At 72.1% G+C, this 16,758-nt stretch carries 16 protein-coding genes and 1 pseudogene; 9 read left to right on the top strand and 8 right to left on the bottom strand.

The features are described from left to right. Window positions 1–8: 8 nt before the first annotated feature. Both O7622_RS28035 and O7622_RS28030 read left to right on the top strand, forming a co-directional pair. Entirely contained in the window at window positions 9–464 is a 456-nt protein-coding gene (locus O7622_RS28035; protein WP_120573385.1) for a DUF2550 domain-containing protein, read from the top strand. A 785-nt stretch (window positions 465–1,249) separates the two neighbouring features. Beyond that, window positions 1,250–1,471: pseudogene (locus O7622_RS28030) on the top strand (hypothetical protein); the annotation flags it as partial. A 62-nt stretch (window positions 1,472–1,533) separates the two neighbouring features. On the opposite strand, the gene O7622_RS28025 reads toward O7622_RS28030, so the two are convergent. Beyond that, window positions 1,534–1,950, bottom strand: a complete 417-nt coding sequence (locus tag O7622_RS28025; RefSeq protein WP_013475363.1) for a VOC family protein — start codon at window positions 1,948–1,950, stop codon at window positions 1,534–1,536. Next, a complete protein-coding gene (locus tag O7622_RS28020) occupies window positions 1,926–2,498 on the bottom strand; it encodes a cob(I)yrinic acid a,c-diamide adenosyltransferase (RefSeq protein ID WP_282311085.1) in 573 nt (190 codons plus the stop codon). The genes O7622_RS28025 and O7622_RS28020 overlap by 25 nt, the downstream gene beginning before the upstream one ends. Here O7622_RS28020 and murA point away from each other — a divergent pair. Both murA and O7622_RS28010 read left to right on the top strand, forming a co-directional pair. Beyond that, window positions 2,497–3,918, top strand: a complete 1,422-nt coding sequence (gene murA, locus O7622_RS28015) for a UDP-N-acetylglucosamine 1-carboxyvinyltransferase (protein ID WP_282311084.1) — start codon at window positions 2,497–2,499, stop codon at window positions 3,916–3,918. The genes O7622_RS28020 and murA overlap by 2 nt on opposite strands. Window positions 3,919–3,987: 69 nt before the next feature. Next, window positions 3,988–4,836, top strand: a complete 849-nt coding sequence (locus O7622_RS28010; RefSeq protein ID WP_135241796.1) for a 3-hydroxyacyl-CoA dehydrogenase family protein — start codon at window positions 3,988–3,990, stop codon at window positions 4,834–4,836. A gap of 57 nt (window positions 4,837–4,893) precedes the next feature. On the opposite strand, the gene O7622_RS28005 is transcribed toward O7622_RS28010, so the two are convergent. From O7622_RS28005 to O7622_RS27995, 3 genes are all read right to left on the bottom strand, one after another. Then, on the bottom strand, window positions 4,894–5,703 hold the full coding sequence (locus tag O7622_RS28005) for an alpha/beta hydrolase-fold protein (RefSeq protein WP_282311083.1): 810 nt from the start codon (window positions 5,701–5,703) through the stop codon (window positions 4,894–4,896). Between the two features lie 86 nt (window positions 5,704–5,789). Further along, window positions 5,790–6,635, bottom strand: a complete 846-nt coding sequence (locus O7622_RS28000; protein WP_282311082.1) for an ABC transporter permease — start codon at window positions 6,633–6,635, stop codon at window positions 5,790–5,792. Next, window positions 6,632–7,480 carry an ABC transporter ATP-binding protein gene (locus tag O7622_RS27995; RefSeq protein ID WP_282311081.1) on the bottom strand — a complete coding sequence of 283 codons (849 nt, stop codon included), beginning with the start codon at window positions 7,478–7,480 and terminating at the stop codon, window positions 6,632–6,634. Before O7622_RS27995 ends, O7622_RS28000 begins: the two co-directional genes overlap by 4 nt. Before the next feature lie 161 nt (window positions 7,481–7,641). On the opposite strand from O7622_RS27995, the gene O7622_RS27990 reads away from it, so the two are divergent. Continuing rightward, window positions 7,642–9,645, top strand: a complete 2,004-nt coding sequence (locus tag O7622_RS27990; RefSeq protein WP_282311080.1) for a protein meaA — start codon at window positions 7,642–7,644, stop codon at window positions 9,643–9,645. Window positions 9,646–9,744: 99 nt separating this feature from the next. Here O7622_RS27990 and O7622_RS27985 read toward each other — a convergent pair whose 3' ends face one another. Beyond that, the gene (locus tag O7622_RS27985) at window positions 9,745–10,041 is read right to left on the bottom strand and encodes a DUF1540 domain-containing protein (RefSeq protein WP_282311079.1); all 297 of its coding nucleotides are present in this window, start codon (window positions 10,039–10,041) and stop codon (window positions 9,745–9,747) included. A 59-nt stretch (window positions 10,042–10,100) separates the two neighbouring features. Then, complete coding sequence (locus O7622_RS27980; protein ID WP_282311078.1) at window positions 10,101–10,718, bottom strand: DUF4126 domain-containing protein; 618 nt, start codon at window positions 10,716–10,718, stop codon at window positions 10,101–10,103. A gap of 71 nt (window positions 10,719–10,789) precedes the next feature. On the opposite strand from O7622_RS27980, the gene nucS reads away from it, so the two are divergent. Beyond that, the gene (gene nucS / locus O7622_RS27975) at window positions 10,790–11,449 is read left to right on the top strand and encodes an endonuclease NucS (RefSeq protein WP_282311077.1); all 660 of its coding nucleotides are present in this window, start codon (window positions 10,790–10,792) and stop codon (window positions 11,447–11,449) included. A 9-nt stretch (window positions 11,450–11,458) separates the two neighbouring features. On the opposite strand, the gene O7622_RS27970 is transcribed toward nucS, so the two are convergent. After that, window positions 11,459–12,961 (bottom strand): aldehyde dehydrogenase family protein, encoded by a 1,503-nt coding sequence (locus tag O7622_RS27970; RefSeq protein ID WP_282311076.1) that lies wholly within the window; start codon window positions 12,959–12,961, stop codon window positions 11,459–11,461. Between the two features lie 214 nt (window positions 12,962–13,175). Between O7622_RS27970 and O7622_RS27965 the strand changes: the two genes are divergently transcribed. From O7622_RS27965 to O7622_RS27955, 3 genes are all read left to right on the top strand, one after another. Next, window positions 13,176–13,622, top strand: coding sequence for an FHA domain-containing protein (locus tag O7622_RS27965; protein ID WP_282311075.1), 447 nt, complete (start codon window positions 13,176–13,178; stop codon window positions 13,620–13,622). 144 nt (window positions 13,623–13,766) lie between these two features. Further along, a complete protein-coding gene (locus tag O7622_RS27960; protein WP_282311074.1) occupies window positions 13,767–14,831 on the top strand; it encodes an alpha/beta hydrolase in 1,065 nt (354 codons plus the stop codon). A 123-nt stretch (window positions 14,832–14,954) separates the two neighbouring features. Next, window positions 14,955–16,745: a 3-hydroxybutyryl-CoA dehydrogenase gene (locus O7622_RS27955; protein ID WP_282311073.1), complete on the top strand. Its 1,791-nt coding sequence runs from the start codon at window positions 14,955–14,957 to the stop codon at window positions 16,743–16,745. Window positions 16,746–16,758: the final 13 nt, after the last annotated feature.

The raw sequence follows: 16,758 nt of genomic DNA, 5'->3' as shown, positions 1-16,758 counted from the left end.
ACCCGCCGATGGAGATCGTCGAAGGGATCGGAATCGGCGTCGCGATCGTCGTCGTCGCGCTTCTGATCCTCTTCATCCGGCGGGCCCTGTTCACGCGTAGCGGTGGCATCATCCGGCTGAGCGTCCGGGTCAACACGATCCTCGACGGTCGTGGCTGGTCACCCGGGTTCGGTCGCTTCGTGGGCGACGAACTCCGCTGGTACCGCATGTTCAGCTTCGCGCTGCGCCCCAAGCGGGTGCTCTCCCGCAAGGGGCTGGCGGTCGAGCGCCGCCGGCTGCCCGAGGGGCAGGAGCGCATGTCGATGCCCGCCGAATGGGTGATCCTGCGCTGTACCAGCCACCACGCGCCGATCGAGATCGCCATGGCGCGATCCACGGTCACCGGATTCCTGTCCTGGCTCGAGGCCGCCCCGCCCGGGGCGGTCTCGCCGCGTCTGGCCTCCCAGGACTGGCCCGCCGCCTAACCGCTGCCCCACCCCACCCCTCCCCGGTCGCGCGAGTCGTGCCGGCGCGTCTCTTCGCCTCCGCTGACGCCGATCTTGGAGTTGTGGCGCCAGGAAACACCCGGTTTGCGCCGTTCGCGAGGCACCACAACTCCAAGATCACCGCAGCCCTCCCCGTGGCGCCCGCGATCTTGCGCATGGGGCCCCGGCAAACCTCGTAAACGGGACGCACTGAGGGCTCGAACTGCAAGATCGCGCGGCCAGTCGTGCGAGCGCCCGGCGGCGTCGCGCTGCCGCACCCGAGCCGGCCCCGCTCCGGCCAGCCCCGCTCCGGCCGACCCCGCTCCGGCCAGCCCCGCTCCGGCCGACCCCGCCCTGGGCCAGGCCCGCACTGCGTCAGCCCCGCCCTGCGTCAGCCCCGCCCAGGCCGGCTCTGACCGGCCAGCCCTGCCTGGGTCGGGTCGATCATGAACTTGGCGGCATTTGATGTCCGGTTTGTCGCCGCTAACCTCATGATCGACGGCCCGGGGGCGGGTGGGAGTGGTGCCATCCGTGCACGCGAGCCCGCCCCACGCGCCCTCCGCCGCCTCGGCGACCGAGCCAGCCGTGATCTTGGTACGAAACGGCCCCCATGAGGGCACTTTCGTACCAAGATCTACGGCTGTTCCTGGAATGCGGATATGTGTCTCAGGTGATGGGAGACGCTGCTGGCGGGAGGGCTCCGAGGTGCTCTGAGGTCGGGAGGCCGGGAGTACGGGCAGTGTTGTCCGGTTCGGCGTGTGGGTGTGGTGTCGGGTCCGGGGCATTTCCAGCAGCGTCCCTCCTCGGGTTGGGGCACGGTGGAGCAGATCACCGATCCTGAGTACTCGACGACGGCGTTCCTGAAGGGTCTGAAGCAGGTCGACGGTTGGAAGGACATGCCGCTGACCAAGGCCGCCCAGACCGTCCAGGTGTCGGCTTACCCGGACCACTACGCCCAGTGGGAGCAGCAGGCCGCCGACCTCGTCGCCCAGCACTGGAACAGCTAAGAGAACAAGTAACTGACACAAGCTGAAGGCCGGCACCCCGGACCAACGGGGTGCCGGCCTTCTCACGTCTCCGCGACCAGCTCGACCTCGTACCCCTGCCCGTCGGTGAGGTAGGCGGCGTAGCTGTCCGGGCCACCCGCGTGCGGGTGCCGGTCCGGGAACAGCAGCGTCCAGCCGTACTCTCCGGCGGCAGCGACCAGGCGTTCGACGGCGGCCGGCGGGCCGGCGTGGAAGGCCAGGTGGTTCAGGCCGGGCGCGCGCCTGTCGTGGGTGCGGCCGGTGAGCGCGGGTGACTCCTCCAGCACGACGTAGGTCGCGCCGAGCCGCCAGGAGCGGCCGGCGGGCCAGTCCTGGTACGGCGTCCAGCCCAGCTCGCCGAGAAGCCACCCCCAGGAACGACTGGCCGCCGCCAGGTCGGGTACCCAGACCTCCACGTGATGGAGGCCGCCGATGGTCAGCGCTTCCCGCCCGGCACCCATAGCACGTCGCCGTCCGGATTTGCCGTTCTTGACAGGATAAAGAGCAAATCGGAGAGCCGGTTGAGATACTTTGTCGGGAGGGGACTGGTCCGATCGGGGTCGTGTGCGACCAGCGCCCATGCCGCACGCTCGGCGCGCCGGGCGGTCGTCCGTGCCACGTGCAGCAGCGCCGCGCCCGCGGTGCCGCCGGGGAGGATGAAGGAGTCGAGCTTGCTCAGGCGCGCGTTGTACTCGTCGCACCAGCCCTCGAGGCGCTCGACGTACTCCTCGGTCACCCGCAGCGGCGGGTACTTCGGGTCCGGTTCGACAGGCGTCGCCAGGTCCGCGCCGACGTCGAACATGTCGTTCTGCACGGATTCCAGCACGGCCCGCAGCTCGTCCGAGAGCTGCCCCAGGGCGAGCGCGACGCCGATCGAGGCGTTGCACTCGTCCACGTCCGCGTACGCGGCGATACGCGGATCGGTCTTCGGCACCTGCTCGTTGTTGCTCAGCCTGGTCATGCCGGCATCGCCGGCCTTGGTGTAGATGCGCGTGAGGTGGACGGCCATGACGCACAGCCTACGGATACCGGACCTGACCATCCCGGCCCGGCCGAGCCCGGTGGGGCCGGGGGACGCGGGAGATCCGGCGGTCAACGACGTCGACGTCATCCGGGTGCGCGGTGACGCCCGGCTCGCCGGCACCGTGCACGTGGTCGGTGCGAAGAACTCCGCGCTGAAACTGATGGCCGCCGCGTTGCTCGCGCCCGGCCGCAGCCTGATCACCAACGTGCCCCGGATCACCGACATCGCGATCATGGGCGAGGTGCTGCGGCGGCTCGGCTGCGGCGTACGTTTCGGGCCGGACGACCCGGTCGACCCGATGGTGGCGCACGGCGGTGTGGAGCGGTCCCGCTCGGTGCTCATCGACGTGCCGGAACGGCCGGGATCGGAGGCCGACTACGACCTGGTGCGGCGGCTGCGCGCGTCGATCTGCGTGCTCGGCCCGCTGCTGGCCCGCCGGGGGTACGTCCGGGTCGCTCACCCCGGCGGCGACGCCATCGGCTCGCGCGGTCTGGACATGCACATCGCCGGGCTGGCCCGGATGGGCGCGGAGATCTCCGGTGAGCACGGCTTCGTCATCGCCGAGGCCCCGGGCGGGCTGCACGGCGCCGACATCGTGCTGGACTTCCCGAGCGTGGGTGCGACCGAGAACCTGGTCATGGCGGCGGTGCTGGCCCGGGGCGCCACGACGATCGACAACGCGGCCCGGGAGCCGGAGATCGTCGACATCTGCACGATGCTGAACCGGATGGGCGCCCGGATCGAGGGGGCCGGCACGTCGACGCTGCACATCGTCGGCGTACCGGAGCTGCGGCCGGTCCGGCACGCCACGGTGGGGGACCGGATCGTGGCCGGGACCTGGGCGTTCGCCGCCGCGATGACCCGCGGCGACGTGACGGTGACCGGCCTGGAGCCGGCGTACCTGGAGGTCGCGCTGGACAAGCTGGTCGCGGCCGGCGGCCTGGTGGAGACCCGGGGCGACGCCTTCCGGGTACGGATGGACGACCGCCCCCGGGCGGTCGACGTGGTCACGCTGCCGTACCCGGGCTTCGCCACCGACCTGCTGCCGATGGCGATCGGACTGGCGGCGGTCAGCGAGGGCGGCTCGCTGATCACCGAGAACATCTTCGACGGCCGGTTCATGTTCGCCAACGAGATGATGCGGCTGGGCGCGGAGATCCGTACCGACGGTCACCACGCCCTGGTGTGCGGCCGGGAGCGGCTGTCCGGCGCCCCGGTACGCGCCACCGACATCCGGGCCGGCGCCGGGCTGATCATCGCCGGGCTCTGCGCCGACGGCCTCACCGAGGTCTCGCACGTGCACCACGTCGACCGGGGCTACCCGGACTTCGTGGCCGACCTGCGGGCGCTCGGCGTCGAGGTGGAGCGCGGCACCGCGCCGGAGGAACCGGACCTGGCCATCTGACAGCCGGGGCTTATCCGTCGTTAAGTAGGGTTCTCCCAGACGTTGCAGAACACGGCGAGGGAGAAGCAGATGGCGGGTCGACTCGCGGTCGTCGGTGCCGGGCTGATGGGCTCGGGCATCGCGCAGGTGGCGGCGCAGGCGGGCTGGCAGGTGACGCTGCGCGACATCGACGACGCGGCCACGAAGCGCGGTGTGGACGGCATCCGGAAGTCGCTGACGAAGTTCGCCGAGAAGGGCAAGATCGAGGCGTCCGACGTCGAGGCGACGCTGGGCCGGATCACGCCGACCACCGACCTGGAGGCCGCCGCCGACGCGGACATCGTGGTCGAGGCGGTCTTCGAGAAGATCGAGATCAAGCACGAGGTGTTCCGCGCGCTCGACAAGATCTGCAAGGCGGACGCGGTGCTCGCCACCAACACGTCGGCCATTCCGGTGACCCAGATCGCCACCGCCACCGAGCGCCCGGAGTCGGTCGTCGGCACGCACTTCTTCTCACCGGTGCCGATGATGAAGCTCTGCGAGCTGGTACGCGGCTACAAGACCAGCGACGCGACGATGGACACGGTCAAGTCGTTCGCCGAGGGGATCGGCAAGACCGTGGTTGTGGTCAACCGGGACATCGCCGGATTCGTCACCACCCGGCTGATCTGCGCGCTGGCGATGGAGGCGGTCAAGCTCGTCGAGTCCGGCGTGATCTCCGCCGAGGACCTGGACACCGCCTGCAAGCTGGGCTTCGGCCACGCCATGGGCCCGCTCGCCACTGTCGACCTGACCGGCGTGGACGTACTGCTCAACGCCACCCGCAACATCTACACCGACACCGCCGACGAGAAGTTCTTCCCGCCGGAGTTGCTCCAGCGCATGGCCACCGCCGGTGACCTGGGCCGCAAGACCGGCCAGGGCTTCTACTCGTACTGACCAGCCCGTCCCGCCCCCGGCCCGCGCGGCCGGGGGCGGTTCACGTGCGGTGCCGGTTCACGTCCGGGGCGGGCTGAGCGCGGCGCCGATCAGCGCGAACGCGTCCGGGATGACCGTGCCCCAGTAGCCGAAGTTGTGCCGCCCGTCGGCCCAGGCGGCGCGTACCGGCTCCTCGGGCAGCGCCCGAGCCAGCGCGCGGACGTCGGAGAGGAAGTTGTCCTGCCGTCCGCACCACAGCCCGACCGGGGTGCCGCGCAGCCTCTCCACGCCGGTGAAGACCGCGTCGCCGGGGCTCACCGCGGGGGAGAAGGCGGCCGCCATCCGCAGCCACTTCGGGTACGTCTCGGCGAGCAGCAACGCGCCGAAGCCACCCATCGACCAGCCCCACACGGCCAGCCGGCTGCTGTCGAACCCGCGCCGGGCGCACCAGGTGGGCACCTCCTCGCGCACCATCCGCTGCGGGTCGTCGTCACCGGCGGCGCGCCAGGACAGCCGCCCGCCGGTGGCGCCCGCGAGCGCGAACGGCGGCGCGCCCCGGCGTACCGCGTCGGTGAGGAAGCGGGCCAGCCCGAACCGGCCGTAGTCGCGCGGGGTGGCCGACGCGCCGTGCAGCACCAGGCAGACGGGCAGGCCGCGGCCGTCGCCGTACCCCTCGGGCACGGCCGTCCAGAAGTCCACCTCGCGGCCGCGCGCGCCGGACGCGATGCGGATCAGGCGTTCGTCACCGGCCGGCGCGTCCGGCAGGGACGGCGCCGGTCCCGGGCGAGGGCCGGAGAGCTGCCGGGCGGCCAGGCCGCCGACCACCGCGGCGCCGGCCACACCGGCGGCGGCGCCGAGCAGGGTACGCCGGGTCAGCGTCGATGCCATGCCGGCGAGTGTGCCACCGACACGTGGGTGTTAAGAAGGGGCCCTTCCTCTACCGGAGGCGTTAAGAGGGGGCCCTTCCTTACACCTCAGCCGTCGCGCTTGGTGGTCCAGCGGAACGTGGTCAGGCAGAGCACCAGGCCGATGACGCACCACGCGCCCAGCACCAGCGCGACGGTGCCCAGCTCGAACGAGCCGCCCGGCTCCCGGGCGCCGAAGCTGTCCGGCAGGAAGACCGACCGCAGTCCCTGGCACATCCACTTGAGCGGGAAGATCGCCGCGACCTGCTGCATCCAGGTGGGCAGGCTGGTGAAGACGAAGAACACGCCGGAGATGAACTGGAGCACGAGCGCGACCGGGGTGACCACCGCCGAGCCGCTGCGAGCGGTACGGGCCAGCGACGAGATGGCGATGCCGCAGAGCGTGCAGGCGGTGATGCCGAGGACGGCGACCCAGGCGAACGTCAGCCACTTGCCGGTGGTCTGCGGCAGTTGCAGGTCGAACATCGCCACCGAGACGGCGAGCAGCAGCGCGGTCTCGGCGATGCCGATCACCACCACCATGATCACCTTGCCGGCGAACCAGACCCACTTCGGCATCGGCGTACCGCGGTAGCGCTTGAGCACGCCCCGGTCCCGCTCGATCGGAATCCAGATGCCGAGGTTCTGGAAGCTCACTGTCATCAGGCCGGTCGCGATCATGCCGGTGATGAAGTACTGCGTGTAGCTGACCCCGGGCGCGATCTCGTCGCTGAAGATCGCCGCGAAGATCAGGATCATGATGACCGGGAAGCCCATCGTGAACACGACGGACTCCCGGCTGCGCAGGAACTGGGTGATCTCCAGCCGCCCCTGACGCAGCGCCAGCGCGCCCGCCCCGGACCGCCGGGCGGAGGTGGGGGCGACCGGGGCCGCCGGCTTCGTCGTGGTGGTCATGAGTGTCCGATCATCCGCAGGTAGACGTCTTCCAGGGTCGGCCGGGTCACGGTCAGGCCGGGCACCTCGCCGCCGAAGCGCGCGGCCAGGTCGGCCACCAGCGCCGTCGGCGTCGCGGTCTCCGCCGAGGCCGGTGTCCCGTCGGGGGTACGCCAGGAGACGGTCGCCAGCGACTCCTGCCGATTGCCCAGCGCGTTCGGCGGGGCGACCTCGATCACCCGTCCGGCGGCGATCACGCCGACCCGGTCGGCGAGCGCCTCGGCCTCGTCCAGGTAGTGGGTGGTGAGCACGATCGTGGTGCCGGCGGCGGACAGGTCCCGGATCAGCTCCCAGAACTCGCGCCGGGCCTCCGGGTCGAAGCCGGTGGTCGGCTCGTCGAGGAAGAGCAGCTCGGGGCGGCCGATGATGCCCAGCGCCACGTCCAGGCGGCGCTTCTGCCCGCCGGAGAGCGTGTGCGTGCGCGCCCTGGCCTTGGCCCCCAGCCCGACCCGCTCGACCACCTTGTCCGGGTCGTCGGCGTCCGGGTAGAAGCCGGAGAAGTGCCGGACCACCTCGATGACGCTGAGCTCGTCGAACTCGCCGGTGCCCTGGAGCACGATGCCGACCCGGGAGCGCCAGCCGGCGTCGGGGTGGGCGGGGTCGGCGCCGAGCACGCGTACCTCGCCGGCGTCGCGCCGCCGGTAGCCCTCCAGGATCTCGACAGTGGTGGTCTTGCCGGCGCCGTTGGGGCCGAGCAGTGCGAACACCTCGCCCCGGTGGACGTCCAGGTCCACCGACGCGACCGCGACGTTGTCGCCGTACGCCTTGCGCAGCCCTCGCACGGAAATCGCGAGCTCGTTCTCCATGACGTCAAGTGTGCGTCGTGCGGTCGCCCGTTCCACTCCCGGGTCAGCTATGTACGCGGTGTATACACTCGGTGTGGCCTCTGCTCATGACGGTGGCGGGGGCATCGGGTTGTGTGGTTTTCCACACTCTCTTTTACTGGACGGTAACTTAAACTCCGGCCATGGACGACGCGATGCCGGGACGGCTGCCCGAGCGGGACCGCCCGTGGGTGATGCGCACGTACGCCGGGCACTCCTCCGCCGCGGCCACCAACGCGCTCTTCCGCCGCAACCTGGCGAAGGGACAGACCGGCCTGTCGGTCGCCTTCGACCTGCCCACCCAGACCGGGTACGACCCGGACCACGAGCTGGCCTCCGGCGAGGTGGGCCGGGTCGGCGTGCCGGTGGCGCACCTGGGCGACATGCGGGCGCTGTTCGAGGGCATCCCGCTCGCCGAGATGAACACCTCGATGACCATCAACGCCCCGGCGATGTGGCTGCTCGGCCTCTACGGCACCGTCGCCGCCGAGCAGGGCGCGGAGCTGAGCCGCTGCGCCGGCACCACGCAGAACGACATCATCAAGGAGTACCTGTCCCGGGGGACGTACATCTTCCCGCCGGCGGCCTCGCTGCGGCTGACCGCCGACGTGATCGCGTACACGCTGCGCGAGATGCCCCGGTGGAACCCGGTGAACATCTGCTCGTACCACCTCCAGGAGGCCGGCGCGACGCCCGTGCAGGAGGTCGGCTTCGCGCTGGCCACCGCCGTCGCCGTGCTGGACACCGTGCGCGACTCCGGTCAGGTGCCGCCCGAGCGGATGGGCGACGTGGTCCAGCGGATCTCGTTCTTCGTCAACGCCGGGGTGCGCTTCGTCGAGGAGATCGCCAAGATGCGCGCGTTCGGCGCGCTCTGGGACGAGATCACCCGTGACCGCTACGGCGTGGAGAACCCGAAGCAGCGCCGGTTCCGCTACGGCGTCCAGGTCAACTCGCTGGGCCTGACCGAGGCGCAGCCGGAGAACAACATCCAGCGCATCGTGCTGGAGATGCTCGGCGTCACGCTGTCCCGCGACGCACGCGCCCGCGCGGTGCAGCTGCCCGCCTGGAACGAGGCGCTGGGCCTGCCCCGCCCGTGGGACCAGCAGTGGTCGCTGCGCATGCAGCAGGTGCTGGCGTACGAGTCGGACCTGCTGGAGTACCCGGACCTGTTCGCCGGCTCGCACGTGATGACCGCGCTCGTCGACGACATCGTCTCCGGCGCCCGGGTCGAGCTGGAGAAGGTGCTGGAGATGGGCGGCGTGGTCACCGCCGTCGAGTCCGGCTACCTCAAGAGCGCGCTGGTCGCCTCGCTCGCCGACCGGCGCCGCCGGATGGAGTCCGGCTCGGACGTGGTGATCGGCGTCAACCGGTTCACCGAGACCGAGCCGTCCCCGCTGACGGCGGCCGGGGCCGAGGCGATCGAGCAGGTGGACCCGGCCGTCGAGGAGGCGGCCAGCGACGGCGTACGCCGGTGGCGGGCCGACCGGGACGCGGCGGCTGTCGAGGCGGCGCTGGATCGGCTGCGTGCCGACGCCGCCACCACGGCGAACCTGATGCCGGCGACGCTCGGATGTGTCAGAGCCGGCGTCACCACCGGCGAGTGGGCGGGCGCGCTGCGCCAGGTGTACGGCGAGTACCGCGCGCCGACCGGCCTGGCCGGGGCGGTCGGGACGGCCGGTGACGCGACCCTCGCCGGGGTCCGGGAGCGGGTCGCCGCGACCGCCCGGGAGCTGGGCAGCGGCCGGCTGCGGCTGCTGGTCGGCAAGCCGGGGCTGGACGGGCACTCCAACGGCGCGGAGCAGATCGCGGTACGCGCCCGCGACGCCGGCTTCGAGGTGGTCTATCAGGGCATCCGGCTGACCGCCGGGCAGATCGTGGCGGCGGCGGTGGAGGAGGACGTCGACCTGGTCGGGCTCTCCGTGCTGTCCGGCTCGCACCTGGCCGCCGTGCCGGCGGTACTGGACGGGCTGCGCGCGGCCGGGCGGGGCGACCTGCCGGTGGTGGTGGGCGGGATCATCCCGGCCGCCGACGCCGAGGCGCTGCGGGCCGCCGGGGTGGCCCGGGTGTTCACGCCGAAGGACTTCGCGCTCACCGGCATCATCGACGAGCTGGTGACGGTGATCCGCGAGGCCAACGCACTGACGTGAAAGGAAGGGCCCCTTATTAACGCCTCCGGTAGGGAAGGGGCCCCTTCTTAACACCCGCGCGGAAGCGGCGCCCGCGAGCAGGCGTCGCTTCCGCGCGGGTCAGCGGCTCTGGTAGGTCATGCAGTCGGCCATGTCCATGTCGGGGCCGACGGTGATGGCCGGGGCCTGACACTCCAGGTCGGCGTTGTGCCGGCAGTCGGCGCGCGAGCACGCGCCGACCTGCGCGACCAACTGGTCGAGGCCGCCGCGCACCGGCATCTCCACGAACGTGTGGCAGTGCGCGTGGTCGCTGCTGCCGATCGTGATGGCGAACGCGTGGCAGTCGTTCGTGTGGTTGTAGGCGCACGACCGGACGGCGCACTCCTGGACCCGGGGCATCTCCAACGACGCGGTCATCTCCCGTACCTCCCTGGGTGTCTTGCCCCGATTTTAGAGGTTTCAGGAGTCGGTGCGGGTCAGACGCGAAAGCCGGCCGCGCGGGCCGCGGCGCGCTCGCGGCGCCGCTCCCGGCGGCGGCGGAACAGCCACGGTACGAAGAACACCAGGGCGACCAGGAACACCAGCACCAGCACCGGCAGCAGAAGCGCCACCACCGACATGATCACGCTCGTCGCGTCCTCGGCGGTGCTGGCCACCGGCGCGCCCACGCCTGCCGTGGTCGCGTTGATGACCGGCCGGGCGGCGGCCTTGAGCAGATGCACGCCGAGCGCGATCAGCACGCCGACCACCACCGGCAACCACTGGTGGGACGAGAAGAACGTGTCCGGGTCGCTCACGGTGACCGTCTCCGAGCCGGCGCCCGCGCCGAACGCGAGCCCGCCGGCGGTCGGCCGGACCACCGTCTGCACCACGTCGTTGACGTGGTCGACCACCGGCACCTTGTCGGCGACCACCTCGACCGTGAGCAGGACGGCGAGGATCAGCACCACCCAGCCGTTGCCGAGCCACTGCCAGCCGCTCGGCAGCTCGACCAGATCGGTGTAGCGGGACAGCAGTCCCATCAGCAGCAGCGGGATGTAGGCGTTCAGGCCCGCCGAGGCGGCCAGACCGGAACCGGTGAGGACTTCGAGCACGATCTCAATATGGCACCGGTACGCCAGTGGCGCTCGTCGGCGTCCGCCGGGGCCTCGGCTACCCTCGGCGGGTGCGGTTGGTGATTGCGAAGTGCTCGGTGGACTATGTCGGACGGCTCTCGGCCCACTTGCCCCCGGCTACCCGGTTGCTGATGGTGAAGGCGGACGGGTCGGTGTCGATCCACGCGGACGACCGGGCCTACAAGCCGTTGAACTGGATGAGCCCGCCCTGCCGGCTGGAGGAGGCGCCCGGCGTCTGGCGGGTGGTGAACAAGGCCGGCGAGGAGTTGCGCATCACCCTGGAGGAGATCTTCCAGGACACCTCGTACGAGATGGGCGTCGACCCGGGCCTGCGCAAGGACGGCGTCGAGGCGCACCTCCAGGAACTGCTCGCCGCGAACCCGGCGACGCTGGGGGAGGGCTTCACGCTGGTCCGGCGGGAGTACATGACCGCGATCGGGCCGGTCGACCTGCTCTGCCGGGACGCGGTCGGCGGCGCGGTGGCGGTCGAGGTGAAGCGGCGCGGCGAGATCGACGGCGTGGAGCAGCTCACCCGCTACCTGGAGCTGATGAACCGCGATCCGCTGCTCGCGCCGGTGGCCGGCGTGTTCGCCGCGCAGGAGATCAAGCCGCAGGCGCGGGTGCTCGCCACCGACCGGGGGATCCGGTGCGTGGTGGTCGACTACGACAAGCTGCGCGGCATCGAGCGCGACGAGCTGACGCTGTTCTGAGGCGCCGCCTCAGCGGCCCCGGCCGTACATCAGCTTGGCGATCTTGATGATCCGGGCGATGTCGGCCGGGGTGCGCTCGAACGTCATCGCCGGCAGCAGCGACCGGGCCCGGCGGCGGGTGACCGACTTGGGCCGGCCGAACTCGCGCAGCCCCTCCTCGCCGTGGATGCGGCCGAAGCCGGACTCGCCGGTGCCGCCGAACGGCAGCGTCGACATGCCGGCGAAGGTCAGCGCCGAGTTGACCGAGGCCATCCCGGAGCGCAGCCGCCGCGCCACCGCCACCGCCCGCGCCCGGCCGAAGACCGAACCCCCGAGCCCGTACGGCAGCGCGTTGGCCCGCTCGACCGCCTCGTCCACGTCGCGGACGCGGTTGACCACGAGCGTCGGGCCGAACGTCTCCTCCTGGACGGCGGCCGAGTCCTCCGGCACGTCGACGAGCACCGTCGGGTGCACGTACGGCGGCTGGACCGCCCCCGGGCCGCCGAGCACCGCCCGGCCGCCCCGGCTGAGCGCGTCGTCGATGTGCCGGCGGATGACGTCGATCTGCGACGGCATGGTGATCGGGCCGAGGTCGGAGCCGTCGGCTCCCACTGTGAGCCGCCCGGCCTTCGCCACCACCTTCTCCACGAAGGTGTCGAAGACCTGGTCGACCGCGTAGACCCGCTCGATGCCGATGCACGTCTGGCCGGCGTTGGTGAGCCCGCCCCACACGCACGCGTCGGCGGCGGCGTCCAGGTCGGCGTCGCTGTCCACGATCATCGCGTCCTTGCCGCCGGCCTCCAGCAGCACCGGCGTGAGCGTCTCCGCGCAGGCGGCCATCACCCGCTTCGCGGTGGCGGTCGAGCCGGTGAACGCGACCTTGCCGACACCGGAGCGGCACAGCGCGGCGCCGACCGCGCCGAAGCCGTGCACCGCCTGGAACACCGGCTGCTCCGGCACCACCTCGGCGAACCTGTCGACCAGCCACTGGCCGACCGCCGGGGTGTACTCGCTGGGCTTGAACACCACGGCGTTGCCGGCCGCGAGCGCGTACGCGGCGGAGCCGATCGGCGTGAAGACCGGGTAGTTCCACGGGCCGATCACGCCGACCACGCCGTACGGCTGGTATTCGAGGTGACCGGTGAACTCGGCGAGGATCAGGCGGGAGCGGACCCGGCGCGGCCCGAGCACCCGCCGGGCGTTGCGGGCCGCCCAGTCGATGTGCTCCAGCGCGGTGAGGATCTCCACCACGGCGTCACCGACCGGCTTGCCGCCCTCGGTGTGCATCAGGTCGGCCAGTTCCTCGATCCGCCGGGCGAGCACGCCGCGCCAGCGCTGGAGGCGGTCCCGCCGGCCGGCGAAGCCGAGCCCGGCCCACCAGTCGCCGGCCGCCCGGGCGCGGTCGACAGCGGCACGCACGTCCGCCTCGGCGGCCAGCGGGAATCTGCCTGCCTCGGCACCGGTGGCCGGGCTGGTCGAGACCAATAGACCCTCGGAGATGAGCGGGGCGCCCGGCACGTGTACGGCGGTCATGGCCGAAGTCTAGACCCGAGGATTACTCGCCGGTAGGTGTCGAACGCGCCCTACGCTGCGCGGACGATCAGCCGTCGCATCGACGGAGGTGCCGTCCGAACGGCGAACGGGAGATGACCGGCCGGGGTCGCGGGGGTGACCGCGCGGTGGTGCAAGCCGTTACGGTGAGGTGGCAGGCTGACGCCGCGGGGCGATGTGGGGTGGAGGACTGTCCATGGAGGAGCATCCTGAGCTGATGCCGTTGCTGACGGTGTCGGGCGGGGCGATGCGGGGGCTCACGTTCCGGGTCGGCCGGGAGGCGCAGGTGATCGGCCGTGCGCCGACCGCCGACATCGTGCTCGCCGACCCGCACCTGAGCCGGCGGCACGCCACCGTCCGGGCCAGCCCCGAGGGGGTGCTGCTCACCGACCTCGGCTCGACCAACGGCACCTGGCTCAACGACGCCCGGGTCACCGGCAGCGTCGCGATCGCCGACGGCGACGTGGTCCGGCTCGGCCGCACCGACCTGCGCCTCTACGACCCGGGTGTGGCCCGGACCGACCCGGTCGGGATGAGCTTCGGCGCGATGCGCCGCGACCAGCGCCCCACATTGCCGCTGCCCGTCCCCGGGCCGCGCCAGCCGATCGAGGCGCGCGAGGCGCAGCCGGCCGACGTCAGCTAGCGGGCCCAGCGCCCGGCGGGCCCAGCGCCCGGCGGGCGCGGCGTGCGGCCACCGCCGAGCGGGGAGCCGCCGCCACCTCCGGGCGGCCCGCTGTGTCGGCAGGCCACATGGACCGGGCTCGGCCGCCCGTGCCAACATGCGCGGATGCGTAGCGCACGGCTCACGGTCCAGGCCAACGGCATCACCCAGGCGGTCCGCGTGGCCGGTCCACCGGACGGCGTGCCGGTGCTGCTGGTGCACGGCAACGTCTCCTCCTCCGCCTTCTGGGAGCCGCTGCTGTCCCGGCTGCCGGAGACGCTGCGGGTGGTGGCGCCCGACCTGCGCGGGTACGGCGAGACCGACACCGCGCCGGTCGACGCCACCCGGGGGCTCGACGACTTCGCCGACGACGTGGCCGCGCTGCTGGACGCCCCGGGGCTGTTCGCGCCCGGCGCCCGGCCGGTGGTGGCCGGGCACTCGCTGGGCAGCGGCGTGGCGATGCGGCTGCTCGTCGGCCACCCGGAGCGGGTGGCCGGGCTGCTGCTGGAGGCGCCGGTGTCCCCGTACGGCTTCGGCGGCACCCGGGACCTCGACGGCACCCCCACCACGCCCGACTTCGCCGGCACCGGCGCCGGCGGCGCGAACCCCGACTTCGTGGCCCGGCTCGCCGCCGGTGACCGGAGCGCGGACGGCCCGACGAGCCCGCGGGCGGTGCTGCGCGCCGCGTACGTGGCCGACCCGGCCTCACTGGGCGACGACGAGGACCTGCTGCTGGAGAGCATGCTGGCCACGGCCACCGGCGACGACAACTACCCGGGCACGGCTGTCGCCTCGGCGCACTGGCCGGGGACCGCCGCCGGGCCGCGCGGCGTGCTCAACGCGCTCGCCCCGGCCCACTTCCGGCTCGCCGACGAGCTGGTCGCCGTGCCGGCCAAGCCGCCGGTGACCTGGGTACGCGGCGACGCCGACGTGATCGTCTCGGACACCTCGCTGTTCGACCTGGCGTACCTCGGCCGGCTCGGTGTGGTGCCCGGCTGGCCGGGTGAGGCGGAGTGCCCGCCGCAGCCGATGGTGGGGCAGACCCGCGCGGTGCTGGACCGGTACGCGGCGGCCGGCGGGACGTACCGGGAGGTGGTGCTGCCCGGCTGCGGGCACAGCCCGCACCTGGAGCGGCCGGCGGAGTTCGTCGCCGAACTGCTGGCGCTGGCCGGGGAGAACACCACCGGGTGAGGCGCGGTGCGTGAAATATCCCACGGCGTCTCGACAACACAGCGTCACGTGGCAGACTCCGGCGCATAACCTTAGCGGCCGTTCATGTCGCGGACGGCGGAGTCGAGCCAGGGGAGGCCGGTCGTGGCGCGGGAGTTCACCAGGGTGGGCGTGGTGGGTCTGGGCACCATGGGTGCCGGCATCGTGGAGGTGTTCGCCCGCAACGGCGTCGACGTCACAGCCGTCGAGATCTCCGACGCGGCGCTGGAACGCGGCCGGGCCACGCTCACCGGCTCCACCGACCGGGCCGTCGCCAAGGGCAAGCTCGCCGAGGCCGAGCGGGACGCCCTGCTGGCGCGGGTCGACTTCCGGGTCGGCCTGGGCGCGCTGCACGACGTGGACCTGGTGATCGAGGCGGTGCCCGAGCACCTGGACCTCAAGCAGCGGATCTTCGCCGAGCTGGACCGGGTCTGCAAGCCCGAGGCGATCCTCGCCACCAACACGTCCTCGCTGAGCGTCACCGAGATCTCCGTCGCCACCGCCCGGCCCAACCAGGTCATCGGCATCCACTTCTTCAACCCGGCCCCGGTGATGAAGCTGGTGGAGGTCGTCCGCACGGTGGTCACCTCCGCCGACGTGGTGGCCGACGTGGAGGCGCTCTGCGAGCGGCTCGGCAAGGTCGACGTGACGATCAGCGACCGGGCCGGCTTCATCGCCAACGCGCTGCTGTTCGGCTACCTGAACCACGCGGTCGGCATGTTCGAGGCCCGCTACGCCACCCGCGAGGACATCGACGCCGCCATGAAGCTCGGCTGCGGCCTGCCGATGGGCCCGCTGGCGCTGATGGACCTGATCGGCCTGGACACCGCGTACGAGATCCTCGACACCATGTACCGGCGCGGCGGCCGGGATCGGCGGCACGCCCCGGCCCCGCTGCTCAAGCAGATGGTGACCGCCGGTCTGCTGGGCCGCAAGTCCGGTCGCGGCTTCTACACCTACGAGCGGCCGGGTTCGCCGAAGGTCGTACCCGACGAGTACACGCCGCTCGCCGCGGACGCCGCGCTCGCCGACGGCGCCCGCGCCATCGCGAAGGTCGGCGTGGTCGGCTCCGGGACCATGGCCACCGGCATCATCGAGGTGTTCGCCAAGGCTGGCTACGAGGTCATCTCGGTGACCCGGGGCGCGGAGAAGTCCGCGAAGGTCTGCGAGGCGGTCAAGACCTCGCTGAACAAGGGCGTGGTGCGCGGCAAGCTCAGCGAGACCGACCGGGACGACGCGCTCGGCCGGATCACCTGGTCCGCGACGCTGGAGCACCTGGCCGACGTCGACCTGGTGGTCGAGGCCGTGATCGAGGAGCTGAGCGTCAAGAAGGCGCTGTTCGCCAGCCTCGACGAGATCTGCAAGCCGGGCGTCGTGCTCGCCACCACCACCTCGTCGCTGCCGGTGATCGACGTGGCGATGGCGACCCAGCGCCCCGCCGACGTGGTCGGCCTGCACTTCTTCAACCCGGCGCCGATCATGCCGCTGGTGGAGATCGTGCAGACCATCCGTACCTCCGCCGAGACGTCGGCCACCGCCCGCGCGGTCTGCGCGAAGCTCGGCAAGACCGGCGTGGTCTGCGGCGACCGGTCCGGCTTCATCGTGAACGCGCTGCTGTTCCCGTACCTGAACGACGCGGTGAAGATGCTGGAGGCCAGCTACTCCACCGCCGACGACATCGACTACGCGATGAAGCTCGGCTGCGGCTACCCGATGGGCCCGTTCGAGCTGCTCGACGTGGTCGGCCTGGACGTCTCGCTGGCCATCCAGCGGGAGCTGTACCTGGAGCTGCGCGAGCCCGGCTTCGCCCCCGCGCCGCTGCTGGAGCACCTGGTCACGGCCGGCTACCTGGGCCGCAAGTCCGGCCGCGGGTTCCGCGACCACACCCGGCGCTGACCGCTGTCAACAG

Source organism: Micromonospora sp. WMMD1076 (assembly GCF_029581475.1).
Taxonomy (GTDB): domain Bacteria; phylum Actinomycetota; class Actinomycetes; order Mycobacteriales; family Micromonosporaceae; genus Micromonospora; species Micromonospora aurantiaca.
Note: the sequence above shows the minus strand (reverse complement) of the source record. Positions and strands in the feature narration are given on the sequence as shown.

Coding starts and splice junctions, on each gene's coding strand:
- O7622_RS27985 (WP_282311079.1), bottom strand. CDS start 10,041: ATGACCGCGTCGTTGGAGATGCCCCGGGTCCAGGAGTGCGCCGTCCGG.
- O7622_RS27960 (WP_282311074.1), top strand. CDS start 13,767: ATGCGTAGCGCACGGCTCACGGTCCAGGCCAACGGCATCACCCAGGCG.
- O7622_RS28025 (WP_013475363.1), bottom strand. CDS start 1,950: ATGGGTGCCGGGCGGGAAGCGCTGACCATCGGCGGCCTCCATCACGTG.
- O7622_RS28005 (WP_282311083.1), bottom strand. CDS start 5,703: ATGGCATCGACGCTGACCCGGCGTACCCTGCTCGGCGCCGCCGCCGGT.
- O7622_RS28010 (WP_135241796.1), top strand. CDS start 3,988: ATGGCGGGTCGACTCGCGGTCGTCGGTGCCGGGCTGATGGGCTCGGGC.
- O7622_RS28000 (WP_282311082.1), bottom strand. CDS start 6,635: ATGACCACCACGACGAAGCCGGCGGCCCCGGTCGCCCCCACCTCCGCC.
- murA (WP_282311084.1), top strand. CDS start 2,497: ATGACGCACAGCCTACGGATACCGGACCTGACCATCCCGGCCCGGCCG.
- O7622_RS28035 (WP_120573385.1), top strand. CDS start 9: ATGGAGATCGTCGAAGGGATCGGAATCGGCGTCGCGATCGTCGTCGTC.
- O7622_RS27995 (WP_282311081.1), bottom strand. CDS start 7,480: ATGGAGAACGAGCTCGCGATTTCCGTGCGAGGGCTGCGCAAGGCGTAC.
- O7622_RS27990 (WP_282311080.1), top strand. CDS start 7,642: ATGGACGACGCGATGCCGGGACGGCTGCCCGAGCGGGACCGCCCGTGG.
- O7622_RS28020 (WP_282311085.1), bottom strand. CDS start 2,498: ATGGCCGTCCACCTCACGCGCATCTACACCAAGGCCGGCGATGCCGGC.
- O7622_RS27970 (WP_282311076.1), bottom strand. CDS start 12,961: ATGACCGCCGTACACGTGCCGGGCGCCCCGCTCATCTCCGAGGGTCTA.
- O7622_RS27965 (WP_282311075.1), top strand. CDS start 13,176: ATGGAGGAGCATCCTGAGCTGATGCCGTTGCTGACGGTGTCGGGCGGG.